General features: G+C 73.8%; 17 protein-coding genes. 11 read left to right on the plus strand and 6 right to left on the minus strand.

Annotation, left to right across the window (positions count from 1 at the left end; genetic code table 11):
• Window positions 1-56: 56 nt before the first annotated feature.
• Both ACIQVT_RS02695 and ACIQVT_RS02700 read right to left on the minus strand, forming a co-directional pair.
• Entirely contained in the window at window positions 57-293 is a 237-nt protein-coding gene (locus tag ACIQVT_RS02695) for a hypothetical protein (protein ID WP_403746311.1), read from the minus strand.
• A gap of 63 nt (window positions 294-356) precedes the next feature.
• Window positions 357-1,310 carry a Ku protein gene (locus ACIQVT_RS02700; protein WP_403746315.1) on the minus strand — a complete coding sequence of 318 codons (954 nt, stop codon included), beginning with the start codon at window positions 1,308-1,310 and terminating at the stop codon, window positions 357-359.
• 181 nt (window positions 1,311-1,491) lie between these two features.
• On the opposite strand from ACIQVT_RS02700, the gene ACIQVT_RS02705 reads away from it, so the two are divergent.
• Both ACIQVT_RS02705 and ACIQVT_RS02710 read left to right on the plus strand, forming a co-directional pair.
• Complete coding sequence (locus ACIQVT_RS02705) at window positions 1,492-2,379, plus strand: GNAT family N-acetyltransferase (RefSeq protein WP_403746318.1); 888 nt, start codon at window positions 1,492-1,494, stop codon at window positions 2,377-2,379.
• Between the two features lie 303 nt (window positions 2,380-2,682).
• The gene (locus tag ACIQVT_RS02710) at window positions 2,683-3,225 is read left to right on the plus strand and encodes an MOSC domain-containing protein (protein WP_403747877.1); all 543 of its coding nucleotides are present in this window, start codon (window positions 2,683-2,685) and stop codon (window positions 3,223-3,225) included.
• Window positions 3,226-3,426: 201 nt separating this feature from the next.
• Here ACIQVT_RS02710 and ACIQVT_RS02715 read toward each other — a convergent pair whose 3' ends face one another.
• Window positions 3,427-3,864 (minus strand): MarR family winged helix-turn-helix transcriptional regulator, encoded by a 438-nt coding sequence (locus ACIQVT_RS02715; protein WP_403746321.1) that lies wholly within the window; start codon window positions 3,862-3,864, stop codon window positions 3,427-3,429.
• A 200-nt stretch (window positions 3,865-4,064) separates the two neighbouring features.
• Here ACIQVT_RS02715 and ACIQVT_RS02720 point away from each other — a divergent pair, with 200 nt between their 5' ends.
• The 6 genes from ACIQVT_RS02720 to ACIQVT_RS02745 all read left to right on the plus strand — a co-directional run bounded on the left by ACIQVT_RS02720 (window position 4,065) and on the right by ACIQVT_RS02745 (window position 10,896).
• Entirely contained in the window at window positions 4,065-5,237 is a 1,173-nt protein-coding gene (locus ACIQVT_RS02720) for a PP2C family protein-serine/threonine phosphatase (RefSeq protein ID WP_403746326.1), read from the plus strand.
• Between the two features lie 133 nt (window positions 5,238-5,370).
• The gene (locus ACIQVT_RS02725) at window positions 5,371-6,267 is read left to right on the plus strand and encodes an STAS domain-containing protein (protein ID WP_403746329.1); all 897 of its coding nucleotides are present in this window, start codon (window positions 5,371-5,373) and stop codon (window positions 6,265-6,267) included.
• A complete protein-coding gene (locus ACIQVT_RS02730) occupies window positions 6,264-6,692 on the plus strand; it encodes an STAS domain-containing protein (RefSeq protein ID WP_403746335.1) in 429 nt (142 codons plus the stop codon). Before ACIQVT_RS02725 ends, ACIQVT_RS02730 begins: the two co-directional genes overlap by 4 nt.
• Entirely contained in the window at window positions 6,692-7,147 is a 456-nt protein-coding gene (locus ACIQVT_RS02735; RefSeq protein ID WP_403746338.1) for an ATP-binding protein, read from the plus strand. The genes ACIQVT_RS02730 and ACIQVT_RS02735 overlap by 1 nt, the downstream gene beginning before the upstream one ends.
• 739 nt (window positions 7,148-7,886) lie before the next feature.
• The gene (locus ACIQVT_RS02740; protein ID WP_403746341.1) at window positions 7,887-9,731 is read left to right on the plus strand and encodes a PP2C family protein-serine/threonine phosphatase; all 1,845 of its coding nucleotides are present in this window, start codon (window positions 7,887-7,889) and stop codon (window positions 9,729-9,731) included.
• Entirely contained in the window at window positions 9,709-10,896 is a 1,188-nt protein-coding gene (locus ACIQVT_RS02745; RefSeq protein WP_403746344.1) for a PP2C family protein-serine/threonine phosphatase, read from the plus strand. Before ACIQVT_RS02740 ends, ACIQVT_RS02745 begins: the two co-directional genes overlap by 23 nt.
• Before the next feature lie 33 nt (window positions 10,897-10,929).
• Here ACIQVT_RS02745 and ACIQVT_RS02750 read toward each other — a convergent pair whose 3' ends face one another.
• Entirely contained in the window at window positions 10,930-11,436 is a 507-nt protein-coding gene (locus ACIQVT_RS02750; RefSeq protein WP_403746347.1) for a MarR family winged helix-turn-helix transcriptional regulator, read from the minus strand.
• 252 nt (window positions 11,437-11,688) lie between these two features.
• Entirely contained in the window at window positions 11,689-12,918 is a 1,230-nt protein-coding gene (locus ACIQVT_RS02755) for a phosphatidylserine/phosphatidylglycerophosphate/cardiolipin synthase family protein (protein ID WP_403746351.1), read from the minus strand.
• A gap of 187 nt (window positions 12,919-13,105) precedes the next feature.
• Between ACIQVT_RS02755 and ACIQVT_RS02760 the strand changes: the two genes are divergently transcribed.
• Window positions 13,106-13,348: a hypothetical protein gene (locus ACIQVT_RS02760; protein WP_403746354.1), complete on the plus strand. Its 243-nt coding sequence runs from the start codon at window positions 13,106-13,108 to the stop codon at window positions 13,346-13,348.
• Between the two features lie 24 nt (window positions 13,349-13,372).
• On the opposite strand, the gene ACIQVT_RS02765 is transcribed toward ACIQVT_RS02760, so the two are convergent.
• Window positions 13,373-14,656: a PAS domain-containing protein gene (locus tag ACIQVT_RS02765; RefSeq protein WP_403746360.1), complete on the minus strand. Its 1,284-nt coding sequence runs from the start codon at window positions 14,654-14,656 to the stop codon at window positions 13,373-13,375.
• A gap of 344 nt (window positions 14,657-15,000) precedes the next feature.
• Here ACIQVT_RS02765 and ACIQVT_RS02770 point away from each other — a divergent pair, with 344 nt between their 5' ends.
• Both ACIQVT_RS02770 and ACIQVT_RS02775 read left to right on the plus strand, forming a co-directional pair.
• Complete coding sequence (locus tag ACIQVT_RS02770) at window positions 15,001-16,374, plus strand: acetyl-CoA carboxylase biotin carboxylase subunit family protein (protein ID WP_403746363.1); 1,374 nt, start codon at window positions 15,001-15,003, stop codon at window positions 16,372-16,374.
• Complete coding sequence (locus ACIQVT_RS02775; RefSeq protein ID WP_403746367.1) at window positions 16,371-18,383, plus strand: PEP/pyruvate-binding domain-containing protein; 2,013 nt, start codon at window positions 16,371-16,373, stop codon at window positions 18,381-18,383. The genes ACIQVT_RS02770 and ACIQVT_RS02775 overlap by 4 nt, the downstream gene beginning before the upstream one ends.
• Window positions 18,384-18,391 lie beyond the last annotated feature (8 nt).

Genomic DNA, 18,391 nt, shown 5'->3' on the forward strand with positions numbered 1-18,391 from the left:
GCGAGGTCCGACGCGGTGCGGTACGCCCGGGCGGGGCGGGCGCCGCCCGGGCCGGCCTACCGCTCGTCGGGCGCTGAGTCGGACGCCGCGTCAGGCGCTGCGTCGGGCCAGGTGGCCAGCACGTCACCGGTCTCCTCGTCCGTCAGGGTGACGCTCGCACCGGGCATGCCGCCGTACTCGCCGATCCAGCGCCGGTACTTGTCCCGGGCGGTCTCCTCACGGTCCCACCAGCCGTGCTGCACCGGTCTGCCGCCGGACCGGAGCCGCAGGTGGTAGCGGCCGGGGCCGGTCATGAGCCGTGCGGCCGTGTGCGGTGGGACCCCTGCCGCCGGCCCCGGTCTCGGGCGGCCACGCGGTCACGCGCTCCTCGGCCGGCGTCCGGTCGTCTTCTTGGCCGCCGCCCGCTTCTCCGTCGCCCGCCCGGCGGCTTTCCGCTCGCCCGTCGCCTTCTTCGCCGGCTGCTTCTTGGCGGCCGTCTTCTTCTTCGGCGTGGGGAGCTCGTGCACGTCGGCCGGCCCCGACTCCCGCGAGCGGGACGCTTCCGCCTTCCGTACCGACTCCCGCAGCGCCGCCATCAGGTCGAGCACCTGGGCGGGCTGCTCCGGCGCCGGGGCCTCCGGCAGCGGCTTCTCCTCCCGCTTGGCCTCGATGATCCGCGCGATGGCCTCGGTGTACCGGTCCTGGAACTCCTCGCCCTCGAGCTCGTCGACGGTCATGGTGTCCATGAGGGCGAGCGCGCCCTCGATCTCGGTCTCGGAGACCTCCACCGGCGGTGGCAGCAGTTCGGTGGGCTCGCGGATCTCGTCGGGCCAGCGCATGGCGTGCAGGACCAGTACGTCGTCGCGTACCCGCAGCAGTCCCAGCCGTTCCCGGCCCGACCAGGCGTACTTCGCCACGGCCACCTTCGCCGACCGGCTGAGCGCCTTGACCAGCAGCTTGTACGGCTTGGCCGCGACCTGACCGGCCGGCTGGAGGTAGTAGCCCTCGGCGATGCGGATGGGGTCGACCGAGTCCAGCGGCACGAACGCGTCGATCTCGATGGCCTTCGCGGTCGGCAGCGGCAGGTTGCTCAGGTCCTCGTCCGTGATGGGGATGACCTGGGTCTCGGTCAGCTCGTACCCCTTGCCGATCTCCTCCTGGGCGACCTCGCGGTCCTCGAGCTCGCACACCTTGCGGTAGCGGACCCGGCCCTGGTCGGGCAGGTGGTACTGGTGGAACCGGATGCTGTGGTCCTCGGTGGCGCTGACCACGTTGATCGGCACGGTGACCAGACCGAAGGAGATCGCGCCTGACCAGATCGTTCGGGGCATGGCTGTCCTTCCGCAGACGCCCCGAGCACCACCAGGCTATGGACCCGGCCCCCGGTCCGCACGCGCGGACGGCTCCCCTTCCCCCGCCCGGCCCACCGCCGGCGGTCGGTGCCCGGTTCCGGCCACGGTCCTGTCCGGCCGGCGTCTCCCCCCGGGCCGGGCGGATCGGGGACCATGCGGCATGCGCCCGGACGACTGGCACCTCACCGAAGACATCGACGACTTCCTCACCCGCGCCGGGGCCTTCCTGCGCTCGCGCCCCGCCCTGCACACCATGCCGCTGACGGTCACCGAGAAGCTGCGCGCGGAGCGGGCCGGCCAGAACGGCACCGCGGGCCCGGTGTTCGGCCGGCTGGCGGAACCAGGGGGCGAGGTCCGCGCCGTCTTCTACCAGCGCACCCCGTCCGCTCCGCTGAGCCTCACCCCCGTCAGCCGTGAGCAGGCCGACCTGCTCGCCGCCCGTCTGGCCGGCCTCGGCCGCTCCCTGCCCGGGGTCGGCGGCGACCACGACAGTGCCACCGCCTTCGCCGAGGCGTGGCAGCGGCGTACGGGCGCGATCCCCCGGCTCAGTCACCGGATCCGGCTCCACCGGCTCGGCACCCTCACTCCCCCGCGGCCGTTCCCGCGGGGCCGGGGGCGTACCGCGGACGAGCGGGACCATGAGCGCGTCGTGCGCTGGTGCGGCGAGTTCGTCGATACCGTCGAGGAGGTCCCCGCCGTCGACGCCGATTCCTGGGCCGGTTCGCGCTTCGCCGACAGGCACTTCACGTTCTGGGAGACACCGGACGGCGCCCCCGTCTCCATGGCCGCCGCGACGACGATGGTGGCCGGCATGGTCCGGGTGGACCCCGTGTACACCCCGGCCCACCTCAGGGGACGCGGGTACGCGGGTGCCGTGACCGCCGAGGTGAGCGCGGCCGCGCTGGCCGCCGGCGCCACGGACGTCGTCCTCTTCGCGGACCCGGCCAACCCCACCAGCAACGCCCTGTACCGGCGCATCGGGTACGTCCCGATCGGCGAATGGGCCGGGTACCGGTTCTCCTCCGGGACACCTGGGGACGATCAGTGACGCGCTCGGCGGGAGTGCGCCGGGGCACACTCCCGCCGAAGCCGGAATGCATGGGCCGACCGGTCGGCGGGCCGGTCGATGGCGCCCCGTGAACCATCTTCTGTGCGGGCTCGCCGTCGACACCGCTCTGCCCCCGGAGCTGGTCGGGCGGCTGATCTCGGTCGCCGACCCGGACATCGCCGCCACCCTCGCCGGCCGCCCCGACCCCGGCCGCGAACAGGCCGCCGGACCTCCGCCCGTCACGCCCGCGCCGGCCGGCGTTAGAGTCATGAGGGCTTTGTCACCTAGGAGGGGGACCCGATGATGAGCGGGACAGTGACGGCGGTCAGCAGCAACGGCCGGTACTCGTTCACCAAGCCGAACCGGGACAGCGTCACGCTGCTCGCCGGGCTCGGCGTGGAGGGCGACGTGCATGCCGGTACGACGGTCAAGCACCGCTCCCGGGTCGCGCAGGACCCCACCCAGCCGAATCTGCGTCAGGTCCACCTCATCCACGAGGAGTTGTTCGCGGAGGTCGGCGCGGACGGCTTCCGGGTGGCCCCTGGTGACCTCGGCGAGAACATCACCACCAGCGGCGTCGACCTGCTGGGTCTGCCGGTCGGCACGCTGCTGCGCATAGGCGGTGAGGCGGTGTTGGAGGTGACCGGCCTGCGCAACCCGTGCCGGCAGATCGACCGCTTCCAGGCCGGGCTGCTGAAGCGGGTCGTCGGCCGTGACGAGGCCGGGCGGGCCGTGCTGAAGGCCGGGATCATGAGCGTCGTGCGGGAGGGCGGTGTGGTGCGGCCGGGCGACCCGATCCGCGTGGAACTGCCCAGCGAGCCGCACCGGCGCCTGGAGCGCGTCTGACCTCTCCCCGGCAGGCGGAGGGGTTGCGGGGATTATCGACGTTTTCGGGCCGCAATGTTGCTGTTTGACAATAGTGGGCCCCAGGCAACAATGGGGACCGTGTCGGACGGATACTGCGCGAGGACGGGGCACGAGCCCGTCGGGCGGGGAGCGCTCCGCGTGCCGGTGGGCGGCGGTGGCGGTGCGGCCGGCGGTGTCCGCTCAGGCGGTCCGGCTGCCGGAGTCCGGGGCGTCGTCGTCGAGTATCTGCGTCGCCGCCGTGGCGCAGAAGGCCTCCAGCCCCTCCAGCAGCGCGGTCCGCTGCGCCGCGGGCATGTCCGCCAGGACCTTGCGCAGTTCCCGCTCCCTGCGGGCGCGCAGGTCGACGAGGAACGCGCGACCCCGCCCACTCAGACGCAGCCGCACCTCACGCCGGTCCTGTGCGCTCACCGCCCGCTCCACGAACCCGGCGGCCACCAGCCGGTCGCACAGACGACTGGTGGACGGCGGGGTGGACGCGAGAGACTCGGCGAGGGTCCGCAGGTTGATGCCGTCATGGTGTTCCAGGATGTGCAGCACGCGCAGCTGGGACGCGGAGGTGGGCGCGGTGGAGGCGCGGCCCCACACGACTTCCAGCAGCTCGACGGCCGTGGTGGTCACACGCGCGACCTCATCGGGCTCTGGACGGCGGCGGAAGGCATTCACGGTCACACTCTCGCAGGCACTGGGGCGCCTGTCAGCGTACTAGGCACAGGCACTGGCTACAGATGATCCGGGGCGACCGTCGCAGCCCCTTCACAAGCGCGGCCCGGCACACCGTGGCCCGTACGTCGACCGGCGAAGGATGGGTGCGTTCCCTCATGGACGGAAGTGTGGCCGCCGAGCGCGCTCTGCGCACGGCGGCGCCCCACGAGTTGCTCGACGTCCTGCGCGCCCTGCTGGTGGAGCGGTACGACGCGCGGGACGTGGAGCTGTTCATGGCCGACTACAGCCTGACCGTGCTCCAGCCGGTGTCCGTGCTGCCGCACACCCTGGAACCGGTGTCGGTGCACAACAGCCCCGCCGGGCGGGCGTTCGGCTCCCAGCAGTGCTACAGGGAGGACCTGCGGGACGGGCGCGCCAGGCTGCACCTGCCGGTCAGTGTGCGCGGCGACCGGATCGGCGTGCTGTCCGTGACCCTGGCCGACGCCGGCCACGCCCGCCGGCACCAGGCCGAACTCTGCGAGATCGCCGAGGTGCTCGGACGCGAGGTGCTGGTGGCCGAGCGGGACACCGACCTGTACCTCCAGGCGCGGCGCAAGGACCGGCTGACGCTGGCCGCCGAGATGCAGTGGCAGTTGCTGCCCGGCCGTTCGTGTTCGCGTCCCGAGTACGATCTGGCCGCCCAGCTGGAGCCCGCCTACGCCGTCTTCGGCGACAACTTCGACTGGTCGGCCACCGCGGACCACCTGATCCTGTACGTCACCAACGGCATGGGCGAGGGTATAGAGGCGTCCCTGCTGACCAACCTGGCGATCAACGCCCTGCGCAACGCCCGGCGGGCCGGCATCCCCATCGCCGACCAGGCCGCCCTCGCCGACCAGGCCGTCTACGCCCACTACCGCGGACGCTGCTATCTGTCCGTCCTGCTCTTCGACTTCGACCTGACGACCGGCCGGGCGAGTGTCGTGGACGCGGGCTCGCCCCGGCTGTGGCGCTTGCGCGGCGATGTCGTGGAACACGTCGCCTTCGAGGCGCAGCTGCCCCTGGGTATGTTCGAGGAGACCGACTACGTCGTCCAGGAGTTCCAGGTCGAACCCGGCGACCGGCTGGTCTTCGTCAGCGACGGCGTGCACGCGGTGGCCTCGCCGAAGGGGGAGGCGTACGGGGAGGCGGCCCTGGCGCGGGCGATCCAGTCCACCCGCCTGCTCCCCGCGGCGGACGTGCCGCGTGCGATCCTGCTGGAGCTGGCCGGCCACCGGGGCGGTGCCGCGCCGGACGACGACGCCGTGACCGTCTGCCTGGACTGGCGCGGGAGGCCGGCCGGGCGGTGACCGGCGTGCCCGCGCGGTTGTGACGATCGCGTGTTGTTCCCCTCCCCGCGCTCGCGCTAATGTTTGCCATAAAGCAATAATTGCCTGATGGCTCGTCGTTCGGCCGGCCGCGGTGGCGCACAGCAGGGAGACGATGCAGGTGGCGGAGTACGACACGGCCCTCGACGTGACGCGGCGGCTCGGCGACTTCCTGGAGGAGCGCCGCGAGCAGATCGCCCAGCGCTGGGCGGACGCCACCCTGTTCCGTACCGTCTTCATCGTCTCGCGGGACGAGGCCGTCGAGGCGTGCAAGGCCGTGGTGGACGCCCTGGCCGAGGTGGCCCGCACCGGACGGCTGGAGGACGTCGGGGCGAGCGGCTTCGGCGCGGTGAGGGAGCAGCTCGGCCGGATGTCCGCGTCCCGCTCCCGGGCCGGGTCCAGCCCGTCGCAGATCGCCGGTGAGGTCGCCGGCCTGCGCGAACCGGTGATCGCCCTGCTGGACGCCGAGTTCGCGGACCCCGCCGAAGAGTCGGCGCACGCCTGCCGGCTGGCGCTGACGGTCCTGATGGGCACGCTGCGCCTGGTGGTCATGGAGACCGCGGTCAGTGCGGGCGAGGAACTGATCGCCCGGCAGCGCCAGCAACTGCTGGAGGTGGCCACCCCGGTCATCCGGCTGTGGGACGGCGTCGTCGCCGTGCCGCTGATCGGGACCCTGGACAGTGTCCGCAGCCAGGTCGTCATGGAGAGCCTGCTGGAGGCCATCGTCGACCAGCGGGCGCGGTTCGCCATCCTCGACATCACCGGTGTGCCGACAGTGGACTCGCTGGTGGCCCAGCACCTGATGAAGACCGTGGCCGCGGCCCGTCTGATGGGCGCGGAGTGCGTCGTCTCCGGTATCCGTCCCGCGATCGCGCAGACCATCGTCCAGCTCGGCATCGACCTGGGGTCGATCGTCACGCGGGCCGGCCTCGCCGACGCGCTGGCGTACGCGCTCGGCCGGCAGGGCATCGTCGTCTCCGCGGCACCGGCCGCGGGAGCGATTCCGCGGTGACCGGCTCGCCCGCCACCCGTCCGGGCTCGGTGCCGGTGCTGGCACTGGGAGACGTCCTGCTGGTCACCCTGCAAGGAGAGCTGCACGACGAGGCGGCCGAACAACTGCGGTACGACATCGTCCACCGCTGCGCCTCCGGTCCGGCGCCGGTCGGCGGTGTCGTGATCGACCTCTCGGGTGTCGACATGGTCGACTCCTTCCTCGGCCGCGTGCTCGTCGAGATCGCCGCGAGCACGCGCCTGCTGGCGACGCGGACCGTGCTGGCCGGCATGCGCCCGGCCGTGGCCATCACCCTGGTCGAGCTGGGGCTCACCCTGCCCGGCCTGACGACGGCGCTGGACGTCGGCAGGGCCTTGTCACTGCTCGGGCACCCGTCACCGGCGACACCGCCCGGCCAGTCGGCTCGTCCGGAAGCGGGTGCGTGATGCATGACGCGCCCTCCCCCTCCCTCCCCCCGGCCGTGCGCCTGCCCATCGGCTCGGAGGCGGACCTTCCCCGGGTGCGCCAGCGGGTGCGCCAAGCCGCCGGCGACCTCGGTTTCCGGCTGGTCCAGCAGACCAAGCTTGTGACCGCGGCCAGCGAACTGGCCCGCAACACCCTCGTCCACGGCGGCGGCGGACACATGGAGCTGACGCTGCTCGACGACGGCACCCGGCGCGGGGTGCGGCTGTCCTTCGTCGACACCGGCCCCGGGATCCGGGACGTGGAACGGGCCATGACCGACGGGTACACCACCGGGGGCGGGCTGGGCCTCGGTCTGAGCGGGGCGCGGCGGCTCGTCCGGGACTTCTCCCTCGACACCCGGCCCGGCCGGGGCACCACCGTCACCATCACCGACTGGGCCCCCGGGCTGCCCTCGTCCCGCACAGATGCCTCGTGAGCGGGCTTCGAGGCATAGCGGCCCAGGACGGCACCGGGGTACGGGACGGCCGTACCGCCGGGCGCGGCGCGCGGGCACTTCCCCTGCCGGACGCGCACCGTACGGCGGTCCCGTCGGGCCGTCCGGGCGGGCACGCCGTCGTCCGCACGGCCGGCTCGCCCGCCGCGTCCCCGTTCGGCGCGCGCCCGGGCGTGGGCCCGCGCACAGTCGCCTGTCCCGGCCCGCACGACCGGCCGGGGCAGGGCGCCGCCGCGCGCACGCGCCCGGCGCGGCCCGCGGTCACCCCGCGGACCGGGCCGCTCGGGCCCGGCCCGAGCGGCCCGGCCGAGGGGAACGCCGCCTCCCCCGCCGAGACCGGACATCCCGGTGACGCCTTCTCCCAGGGGCGTCGCCGTCCTCCCGTGATGCCGACACCACTGGGCGGTCCGGCCCGGCGAGGTGCGCGGCTCGCCGGCTGTCCCGGCCCGCCTCCCCGCCCGAGCGGCACGCGGCGGCGCCCGGTGGCTCCGGCGGCCACCGCGCGGGCCGGCTCCGCCGCCACGGCTCCTCGGCGGACGGTCCGCCCGGCCGTCCCGAGCGGTGCCGGGCCCACCGGCCGCCGGGCGCGCCCGCCCGGTCGACAGCTCCGCGGGGCCGGTCCGGCCGCCGTCGTCCCGTGGGACGCCGCCGGCGCCGTACAGCCCTCGCGCGACGACAGCAGTATGGCCGTACTGACCCCTGACCCACCGGACGGACGTCCATGACCCCGACCCCTGATGTCTGGAAGATCGCGTCCGTCGGTGACGCGGCCCGGGCTCGCGCAGCCGTCGACCGCGTCGCCACGGACGGCGGCGCGCCGGCGCTGGACCGCGCCCGCTTACTGACGTCGCTGACCGCACGGCTGCGCGGCTGCCTCGACGAGGGCGGCGCCTGGGAGCTCCGGCTCCGCGCCCGGCGGACCAGGGCCGGCCGGGAGGGCCGGCTGGAGGTCTCTCTGCGGCGGCCCGGCTCCCCCGCGCCGGACCCGGACGGCGAGCCGGCCCTCGTCTGTCCCCTGCCGCGCCGCCCCGCCCCGGACGGCCCGGCCGCCGGCACGACGCTGTCCGAGGCGCTGCTGCGCGCGGACGAGAACACCGCGGCCGTCCTGAAGGTCCTGGACGAGCAGGAGCGCCTCGTCCGGCTGCACCTGGAGGAGCTGCACCAGACCAACCAGGGCGTCCTGGCGCTCCACTCCGACCTGGAGGCCGCGGCGCTCGCCCAGCGCGAACTGCTGGAGGCCGAGCGGACCGCGCGCGCCGAGGCCGAGCGGGCCCGGCGCCTGCTGACCTTCCTCGGCGACGCCAGCGCCGCCATCACGGCGTCGCTCAGCCACACGGCCATCCTGCGCCGCCTCTCCGACATGCTGGTCCCGGAGTACGCGGAGCACCTGGACGTGTGGCTCTTCGACGAGGAGGACGGCGAGCAGCAGGAACAGGTGCGGGAGCGTCCGCCCGCCGCCGTCGCGGCCGCCCGCACCTGCCGCCCCCAGCACGCCGGCGCCCATCCCGGGGAACTGCCCGGTACCGACGACCTGCCACCGTCCGCGCAGCCCCCGCGCCGTCCGGTGCTGGCCCTCCCCCTGATGGCCCACCGCCAGCTGGGCGTCCTCACGCTCACCGCGCCCGGGCCGCGCTTCGACGCGGACACCACCGTGATGCTGGTCGAACTGGCCCGGCGGGTCGGTGTCGCCCTGGAGAACGCGCGCCGATACGAGCAGTACCGCGACACCGCCGAGACCCTTCAGCACGCCCAGCTCACCGACCTGCCCACGGTGCCCGGTCTGCTGCTGGCGGCGCGCTACCTGCCCGCCACCCGGGGCCTGAACATCGGCGGCGACTGGTACGACGCCTTCCTCCAGCCGGACGGCAGTCTGCTGGCCGTCATAGGGGACGTCACCGGGCACGGTCTGCACGCCGCCGTCGTCATGGGCCAGCTGCGCACCGCGCTGCGCGCGTACGCCGTCGAGAACGACAGCCCCGGCGACATCCTGACGCACCTGCACCGCATGCTGCGGCACCTCCAGCCGGAGCTGTACGCCACCGCCCTGATCGCGCGGTTCCGGCCGGGTGAGCCGGAGGTGGTGTGGGCGTCGGCCGGCCACCCGCCCGCCGTGGTGCGCGACACCGACGGCACCGTGCGCGTGCTGGACGCCAAGCCCGGCGTGATGCTGGGCATCCCCGTGCCCTACGCGTACACCGACCACCGGGCGGACCTGCCCGCCGGTTCGATGCTGGTGCTGTACACCGACGGCCTGGTCGAACGCCGGGCGCGGGGCATCGACCCCGGCATCGAGCGCCTCGGCCGGGTCCTGGCCACGCTGACCGGCGCGGAGCTGGAACACGACCTGGACGCGGCGGCCGACGCCCTGCTCAAGCCCCTGCTGCACGACTCCGAACGCGATGACGACGTCTGCGTCCTGATGTGCCACACCATGGCGCCGGCCGTGCCGGAACCGGGGCCGGAGGCGGGCCGGGGCCCGTCCCCGACCCGGCGTCCGGGAGGTGGACGTTCTCGGGGTAGCGTGGAGGACACGAGGCGAGAGGGTGGATGCCGTGAAAGCTTCTGAACCGCTCCCGTCGGCGGAGGCCCTGCTGCGCGCTGCCGCGCCCCACGCGCTGGTCGCCACGGCCCGCCGCATCCTCGCCGAGGGTGTCGGAGCGCGCGAGGTCACCCTGCTCCTCGCCGACTACGGTCTGACGGTCCTCCAGCCGGTGTCCCACCTGCCGCACACCGGGGCCCCGGTCTCCGCCCACGACGGCCCGGCGGGCAACGCCTTCCTCACCCAGAACCCGGTGGTCGAGGTCCTCCGGGAGCCGGACGGTCACCTGGTTCACCTGCCGATCACGGTGCGCGGCGACCGGCTGGGCGTCCTGTGCGTCCGGCTGCCGGCCGACGCCGCGGGCCCGGACACGGTGCTCCAGCTCAGCGAGTTCGCCACGGCACTGGGCCACGAGGTCGCCACCGCCGGCCGGGACACCGACCTCTACCTCCAGGCCCGCCGCACCCGCCGCCTCACCCTCGCCGCGGAGATGCAGTGGCAGCTGCTGCCGGGCCGTGGCTGCGCCCGCGACGAGTACGTCATCGGCGCTCACCTGGAGCCCGCCTACGCCATCGGCGGGGACAACTTCGACTGGTCCACCAGCGCCGACCGTCTGGTCCTCAGCGTCACCGACGGCATGGGGCAGGGGATCGACGCGTCCCTGCTGACCAGCCTCACCGTCGGCGCCCTGCGCAACGCCCGCCGCGCCGGGATCGGCCTGGCCGACCAGGCGTCCCTCGCCGACCAGGCCGTGTACGCCCAGTACGGCGGCAAGATGTACGCCTCCACCCTGCTGCTGGAGTTCGACCTGGCCACCGGCGCGGCCCGGGCGGTGGACGCGGGCTCGCCGCAGCTGTTCCGCCAGCGCGACGGCCACACCGAGCGGATCGAGCTGGAGGCCCAGCTGCCGCTGGGCATGTTCGAGGAGACGGCCTACGAGGAGCAGACCTTCCTGGTCGAGCCCGGGGACCGGCTGCTCGTGGTCAGCAGTGGTGTGCACGGCACCCGCTCCGCGGAGGGGAACCTCTTCGGCGAGCAGGCCCTGCGTCTGATCCTGGGCGCCACCCGTCCGGCACCGCCGCACGAGACGGCCCGCGCGGTCGTCGCCGGGCTGATCGAGCACCACGGCAGCCGGGAGCTGATGTCAGACGCCGCCGTGGTCTGCCTCGACTGGCACGGTCCCCGCACCTGACGCCGAGCGGTACGGCGCGGCGGTGTGCCGGGTTCAGGGCCGGGGGCCGTCGGCGCCCCGGCCGGGGTCGTTCCGGGCGGCGAGGAACGCCCGCATCCCGAGGCTGAGCGCGTCCCGGTCGCCGGGCGCCATGGCGGCGAGGACCGCGGCGAGCGCCTGTGACCTGCGGGCCGCCACCTCGTCGAGCACGTGCCGGCCGGGCGCGGTGAGGACCAGCCGCACCTCGCGCCGACGGTGTGGGTGCAGCAGGCGTTCGAGGAGACCGGCCGCCTCCAGCCGGTCGCACAGCCGGCTGGCCGTCGGTGGCCCTATCTCCATGCCCTCGGCCAGCGCGGTGAGGTTGAGACCGGGTTGTGACTCCAGGATCCGCAGGGCCCTCAACTGGTGCGGGGACAGCCGCAGGCTCGCGCCCTGGGCGGCCACCGACCACAGGTTCGCCAGCCCGTCCGCGGCATCGGCGATCTCCAGCGCGACGGACAGAGGGTCGTGGTCCCCGGGTCCGCCCGGCCGGTCGTCCCCCGAGCCACCGAGACGAGTCACGAACACATCGCTTTCAGTAATAGCCTGCCCATACGGATATCACCCTCATTCAAACGCGGATACCCGGCGACCCGCCGGGCAAGCACCGCCGGCCGGGCCGTCGTAGGGGCCGAAGTGCCCGAAAGGACCTGTTCCGGCCCGGCAACTATTGTCTGAGGGAAACTTCTTCGTACCCGCCCGTCCGTGCCCGGGCAAGGGGCAGGGCCGATTCCGGCCGGCGAACCGCGGCCGACCGGGGCGCCGGCCGGCGGATCACAGGAAGCGCCGGACCGGGGTGACCGCGGCCTCCTTCACGCGCTGGAGGACCGCCCGCCGTCTCCACCGGCCGAGATCGATGTCCACGCTGTTCCGCAGGTCCTCGTCGTAGTCGCGGTCGAGTTCGGCCGTGAACGCCTCGTCCAGGACGGCGAGCATGACCTCCTCGTCGTGGTCCATGGACCGGCGGTTGAAGTTGGTGGAACCGATCAGGGCGGCGACCGAGTCCACCGTGATGATCTTGGCGTGCATCATCGTCGGCTGGTACTGCCGGATGTGCACGCCCGCTTCCAGCAGGCGGGTGTAGTGGTGCTGGCCGGCGAGCTGGCAGGCGCGCTGGTCGGTGTGCGGGCCGGGGAGCAGGATCTCCACGCGCACCCCGCGCCGGGCGGTCCGGCACAGCAGGTCGATGAAGTACGTGTCGGGGGCGAAGTAGGCGGTGGCGAGGCGGAAGCGCTCCTCGGCGGAGGTGAGCATGATCCGGATGAGGGTCTGCATGTCCTGCCAGCCGATGCTCGCCGAACCGCGCACCACCTGCACGACCGAGGAACCGGCCTGGCGGTGCTCGGTGAAGCGGTCGCGGTCGTCGAAGAGCTCGTCGTGGCACTCGGCCCAGTTCTGCGCGAACGCGGCGGCGATCCCGTCCACGGCCGGGCCGCGTACCCGGACGTGGGTGTCGCGCCACTCGCCCGGACCGCGGGCGTCGCCGCACCACTCCTCCGCGATGCCGACACCGCCGGTGAACGCGGTGTTCTCGTCGACGATCAGGGCCTTGCGGTGGCAGCGGTGGTTCTGCTTGAACGGTGACAGCCAGACGGGCCTGCGGAACCAGGCCACCTGCACCCCGGCGGCGTCCATGAGGTCGAGCAGGTCCCGCTCTATCTCCTTGGCGCCGAAGCCGTCCAGCAGGAGACGCACCCGTATCCCCTCGCGGGCACGGTCGGCGAGGGCGACGGCGAAGTCGCGGGCGATCTGGCCACGCCAGTAGACGAACGTCATCATGTCGATCGTGTGGCGGGCCGACCGGATCGCCCCGAGCATCGCGGGGAAGATCTCGTCACCGTTGCGCAGCGGGAGCAGTTCGTTGCCCTCGGTGGCCGCGATGCCGATCAGCCGCTCCAGGCGCCGGCGCAGGCGCTGCTTACGGGCGGCCGCGTCGGACGCGGTGCCACGGGCGGGAGCGGCCGATATGCCGTCGAGGATCACGCGGGTTCTCCGTAGGGCCATGGGGTGTGACTGGGCATGGGCGCGGGCGTCGCCGGACGGGCCCGCAGAAGCACATGCCCGGCGCGCGGGGTCTCACTCCCCCGCCCGTCGGGTGCCGTCCGGTCGTCCGGACCGGCCGCAGGTCCACCCGATCGGGCGGTGCGTCCGATGGTCGCACGATCCGGCGCGGCCACTAGGATCTGGCCCCGTGACAGACGTCCCCGATGAGCTGATCAGACTGGAACGAAGCGCCCAGGAGGAGCGGGCCGCGCTCGCCGGCCTCACCGGTGACGCGTACGAGGCGCAGTGGCGTCGCTGGCGGACGGCGTCCGAGGCGGTGCGGGCGGCCGTCACCCGGCGCGCCGCGGCCACCGGCGCCGACGAGCACGAGGTGGAACACGCCGTGCAGATCGCCGTGCGGCAGGCCCAGGAGGATCCGGCCGTCGAATAGGTGACCGGGGCCCGCACCGTCCGGTCACACCGGGCTGAGGGGGTGGGCCGCCGTGGCGGACCGGGGCGGCCAGGCCTGGGGGGAGAGGATGCCGAGCACGTAGGCGCGGGCGACGAGGGCCGGGCGGGTGGCGGCGCCCAGGAGGTCGCGCAACCGGCTCAAGTGGTAGTCGACCGTCTGCCGTGAGAGGTGCAGCGTCCCGGCGATGTCGGCGTTGCTGTGCCCGGCGGCCAGCAGGGCGAGGATGCGTATCTGGGTCGCCGTCAGGGGTGGTTGCGCCTCGCCGCGCGGGCCGACGTGGGTGATGACGGCCCACACGCCGGGCGCGTGTTCCGCGGCCCGGCGCACGGCGCTCAGGTGGACCCGGACTCGGCGCTGCCGGCTGTCCCCGTCGACGAGTACCGCCGAGGTCCGGGCGGTGCGGCGCCGGCCGCCGACGAGGTCGCGCCAGATGCGGTGCACGGCGGTGCGTTCGGGGGTCCGCGCGAGCAGGGCGTCGGCCGGCAGTCCGATGAGGTCGGAGAGGCGGACCCGCAGGAATTCGGCGACCGCGGTGCCGGCCTCGCCCACCAGCCCCTCGGTGGAGAGGCGGACGCAGAGGAGGCCGCTGTGGTCGCGCAGGGCTCTCAGGTCCTCCTCGGCACGGTGCCGCTGTTCCAGCGCCCGGCTGTAATCGGTGACGTCGACGTAGATGCCCGCCACGCAGCGCTGCCCGCCCCAGCGGACCGGGAAGCGGTACCCCGCCGCCCGTCCGGAACCGCCGTCGGGGCGGCGGTAGGCGAGGGTGTGCCGTACCGGCCTGCCCCCGGTCAGGACCTCCCGGTCCAGGGCGAGGAAGCGGAGGACGTCGTCGGGTTCGTCGACCTCGGCGAGGTGTCGGCCGATCACGGCGTCGCGGGTGGTGCCGTACAGGTGGGCGTAGGCGTGGTTGGCCCACAGGTAGCGGCCGGTGGCGTCGCGGACGAAGGCCGCGGCGGGGGTGAGGTCGGCGAACGCGGCGTACGGGTCGTCCTGCGGTGCGCCGTCCACCTCGACCGCCACTCCCCTGCTGCGGTCGTGGCCGGCGCCGTCCTGGCGGTCCGGCCAGTTGACGTGGAAGGTACGGCCCTCGAAGCGGGCCCGGTAGGGGGCGTCGGGGGCGGCACGGGTCCCGTCGCGGCCGGCTCGGAGGGCTTCGAGGAAGCGGCGCGCGGTGCGGTCGTCGTCGAACGCGCCACCTCCGCCCTCGACCACTCCCAGCCCGCCGTCGGCTTCCCACCAGGACACCGGAAGGGGCGCGAGCAGCGTCTTGAAATCGGCCTCGTCCACGGCCCAACTCCTTCAATGGTCCACCACATCACGTTGCGTGACACAGCATGCGTATCCCGTGGCGGAGCAGACATGCGGGCCGGGCGGACCGCGTACGCGTGCGCACCGTCCGGGCACTAACGCATCACAGAGTCTTCACCTGCCTGGAACGGCCCCCGGTAGTCGGGCATTTGCCTGAACCGTCGGCCTGTCTCCCGACAACGGGGGGCAGTTGGGGCTGGTTCGCTTGAAGGAGACGGCGGGGCGGCTGACCTCGCACCGGCGGTGCGTCCGCCGGCCGCCGTATCCCGTCCGGGCGCGGCCCGCGTCCGGGCCTTCGGGACGACCAAGGGAGTTGGGTATCGGTGAGCAAGGTGCTGTACGTGCATGCCAAGGGCGGCCCCCCGGTGGGACACGCCCTCGCGCGGGTGGCCGCGAGGTCCGCGGTGCACCTGCTGGCACTCAGCGAACTGCCCGCCGCGGTGGCGGAACGGACCGCGGACCTGTGCGACTCGATGGTCACGCACACCGCTGTCGAGGGGCGCGACCTGGTGGACGTCATCGCCGCCCGGGCCCGGACGGTGGGCGCGGAGGCGGTCGTCACCTTCTCGGAGTACGCGGTGGTCGCGGTCGCCGAGGCCTCCCGGCGGCTCGGGCTGCGCGGTGCCGGTCCCGCCGCAGCGCTCGCCCGGGACAAGCGGCTGATGCGGGCGGCGTGGGAGCGCCGGGGGATACCGCAGCCCCGGTTCCGCGCGGTCCGGACCGAGGCCGAACTGGAGCGTGCCGCGGCCGAGTTGTCGTTCCCGCTGCTACTGAAGGCCGCGTGGAGCGCCGGTTCGACCGCCCACCAGATCATCGGGGGGCCAGGTGAGGTGCGGGACGCCTGGCGGCGGTCGCGCGCGGTGATGGCGGAGTCGGCGCTGCTGGGGTTCGCGGAGCTCCATGTGGCGGGCGCCGGTGAGGACTTCATCGTCGAGGAGATCGTCAGCGGGTGCGCGCGGGAGTGGTTCGACGGGGCCGGCTGGGGTGACTACGTCAGCGTGGAGGGCGTGGTCGTCGGCGGTGTGTTCCGGCCGGTCTGCGTGAGCGGCCGGATGCCGACGGTGGCGCCGTTCACCGAGCGGGCCGGTATCACCCCGGCGGCGCTCGGGGCCGCGGCCCAGGACCGGATCGTGGAGCTGGCCCGGCGTGCCGTGGACGCCCTGGGGCTGGAGGACTGCGGCACGCACACGGAGATCAAGCTCGGCGCGGACGGCCGTATGTGGGTGATCGAGACGGCCGCGCGGTTCGGCGGCGCGATGACGGTGCCGCAGATCGAGCAGGTCTTCGGGCTGGACCTGGCCGGTATGTTCACCGACCAACTGCTCGGCGGCTCCCCCGGCTGGCCGGCGCGGGCGCTGACGCCCGAGGACGCCGTCGGCGCGGCCGGGTCCCTGGTCGTGCTCGCCGTGAACGGTGACGGCTCGCCCTGGGCCCGCCGCCACCTCTGGGACTCCGCGACGGTCGTCCGTTCGGCTCCCGTCGGGGCGGGCAGCACCCTGTCCGTCGTCGCCGAGAGCGCCTTGCCCGACGGGGCCCGGGTGCCGGTCTACGACCCCGCCGCCGGCGCCAACACCATGGCCGCGGTGTGCCTGCTGTCGGCCGACCGCCCGCAGTCCGTCGTCAGGGACTTCACCGCAGTGGTGGACGCCCTGCCGCGCATCCTGCCCACGGACGTGACCGAGGAGGCCCGCGCATGACGCACGCACCCGCCGGGGCGGACGTGACCGAGGCGGCCGCCGACCGTACCGTCGTCGGCGCGAACCTGTCGCTGCCGCTGTTCCGCGCGCTGTCCGGGGTGCTCGCCGGACACCCGTACCTGAAGGTCGTCGTCGACCGTGCCGAGAACACCTGGCACCTGCTCGACACCCGGGTGCACCCGTTCCACGTCGACTACATCGCGACCCGCGTCCTCGGCATGACGCTGGCCGAACTCGACGCGAACCTGGACGCGTTCAACGCCTCGGTGTACATGGACCCCGAACGCCGCTTCCTCCTCGGCGTGGTGTCCCTGCACACGGAGGAGGAGAGCGACGGCTCCGAACGGCCCTTCCTCGTGCTGGAGACGACCGAGGCGGACACGATGCCGGGGCCTTTACTGGAGGAGTTCTACCACTACGTGCGCGGGCGGGTGGACGGCCGCCTGCCGCTGCTGCTGAAGCCGGCCAACCACGGCCAGGAGCACGAGCTGGCCGCCATCGGCGAGACGCGCGTGCCGCGCGTCCTCAGCCACGAGCTGTTCGGCAACCGCACCCGCACCTGCCTCAACCCGGGCGAGGCCGAGGGACGGCTGCGTTACTTCCGCACCACCGCCGAGTACGAGGCCGCGGCCGGGGAGCTGGGCTGGTCGGACATCGTGGCGATGCCCCGGCTCCCCGACGACGTGCCGCGGACCGCCGGGTTCGTCAACACGGTCCCCACCACACCGCTGTCGCACACCAACGTCCTCGCCGCGGGCTGGGGCATCCCGAACGCCATCGTCCGCGACCTGGACGCCGTGGTCCGGCGGGAGGGCCTCGACGGCGCGTGGGTGCGCTACCGCGTGCGTGAGGACGCCGTGACCCTGGAGCGGCTGCCGGGCGCGCCCTCGTTGGAACGGCCCGCCTGGCACCAGCAGCGCATCCGCATCGAGACACCGCTGCTGGAGGAGGCGCCGATCCTCGAACTGCACCGGCTGCGCCGCGCCGACCGGGACAGTTACGGCACCAAGGCGGCAAACCTCGGGGAACTGCACCACGTCCTGGACAGCCGCACCGCGGACCTGACGGTGTTCTACACGCGCCCGCGTCCGCCACGGCCCGATCTGCTCGGCCACCTCGCCGCCCGGCTGGGCGAGCCCGGCGCGTCCCCCGAGCGGCTGCGCGCCGCGGCGGCCGAACGCGTCGCGCGCACGGTCCGCGCCCCCCGGGGCGTGGCCCTGCCGTTCCGGCTGCACCATCTGTTCCTCACCTCCTCCCCCGCCCTGCAACAGGGCATCGGCAAGCTGAAGATGGCACTGGAGCTGGAGGCGCTCGACGTCGTCGACGCGCTGTCCCTGCACCTACAGCGCCTGACGTGCAGCACGCCGATGCCCGAGGAGGTGGTGCGGGCGATCACCGCCTCGGTGGCGCCGCTCACGGCCGACGGACGCCGTCTGGTGGTCCGCTCCTCCTCCAACGCCGAGGACCTGCCGGGCTTCTCCGCCGCCGGGATCTACGACTCGGTGACCACGGTGCACGGCACGGAGCAACTCATGGCCGCGGTACGACAGGTGTGGGCGTCGCTGCTGTCGCCGCGCAGTGTGCGCCTGCGGCACCAGGTCGGCATCCCGCTGGACGACACGTACATGGGGGTGATCGTGCAGGAGTACGTGCCCGCCGGTCTGGGCGGTGTGCTGGTGACCTGCGACCCGACCCGGCCCGAGGACTTCCGCAACGTGTACCTGAACTGCACGCCCGGCTCGCCCGAGCAGGTGGTCGACGGCACGGTCCTGCCGCAGCAGTACCTGTACAACACCGTCGAGGGCGGCGGGCGTACGGTCGGCGTCGGCTCGTCGGGCGAGGACCTCCCGGCGGCCACCCGCGCCTCGCTCGCGGAACTGGCCCTCGCGGGACGGCTGTTGCAGTCCCACTTCAGCGAGGACGATCCCGACGGCGCCCTGGACATCGAGTGGCTCATGACCGCGGAGGGGGCCTTCCACCTGGTCCAGGTCCGCCCCTACGCCAGGTGAGGCGCCGT

Source organism: Streptomyces sp. NPDC100445 (assembly GCF_044759735.1).
In the GTDB taxonomy this organism is placed as follows: Bacteria; Actinomycetota; Actinomycetes; order Streptomycetales; family Streptomycetaceae; genus Streptomyces.

Bases quoted from the DNA above. Each gene is read 5' to 3' on its own strand.
- ACIQVT_RS02755 (WP_403746351.1), bottom strand. From the start codon at position 12,918: ATGGCCCTACGGAGAACCCGCGTGATCCTCGACGGCATATCGGCCGCT.
- ACIQVT_RS02695 (WP_403746311.1), bottom strand. From the start codon at position 293: ATGACCGGCCCCGGCCGCTACCACCTGCGGCTCCGGTCCGGCGGCAGA.
- ACIQVT_RS02700 (WP_403746315.1), bottom strand. From the start codon at position 1,310: ATGCCCCGAACGATCTGGTCAGGCGCGATCTCCTTCGGTCTGGTCACC.
- ACIQVT_RS02740 (WP_403746341.1), top strand. From the start codon at position 7,887: ATGACCCCGACCCCTGATGTCTGGAAGATCGCGTCCGTCGGTGACGCG.
- ACIQVT_RS02775 (WP_403746367.1), top strand. From the start codon at position 16,371: ATGACGCACGCACCCGCCGGGGCGGACGTGACCGAGGCGGCCGCCGAC.
- ACIQVT_RS02720 (WP_403746326.1), top strand. From the start codon at position 4,065: ATGGACGGAAGTGTGGCCGCCGAGCGCGCTCTGCGCACGGCGGCGCCC.
- ACIQVT_RS02725 (WP_403746329.1), top strand. From the start codon at position 5,371: ATGCAGGTGGCGGAGTACGACACGGCCCTCGACGTGACGCGGCGGCTC.
- ACIQVT_RS02710 (WP_403747877.1), top strand. From the start codon at position 2,683: ATGAGCGGGACAGTGACGGCGGTCAGCAGCAACGGCCGGTACTCGTTC.
- ACIQVT_RS02735 (WP_403746338.1), top strand. From the start codon at position 6,692: ATGCATGACGCGCCCTCCCCCTCCCTCCCCCCGGCCGTGCGCCTGCCC.
- ACIQVT_RS02705 (WP_403746318.1), top strand. From the start codon at position 1,492: ATGCGCCCGGACGACTGGCACCTCACCGAAGACATCGACGACTTCCTC.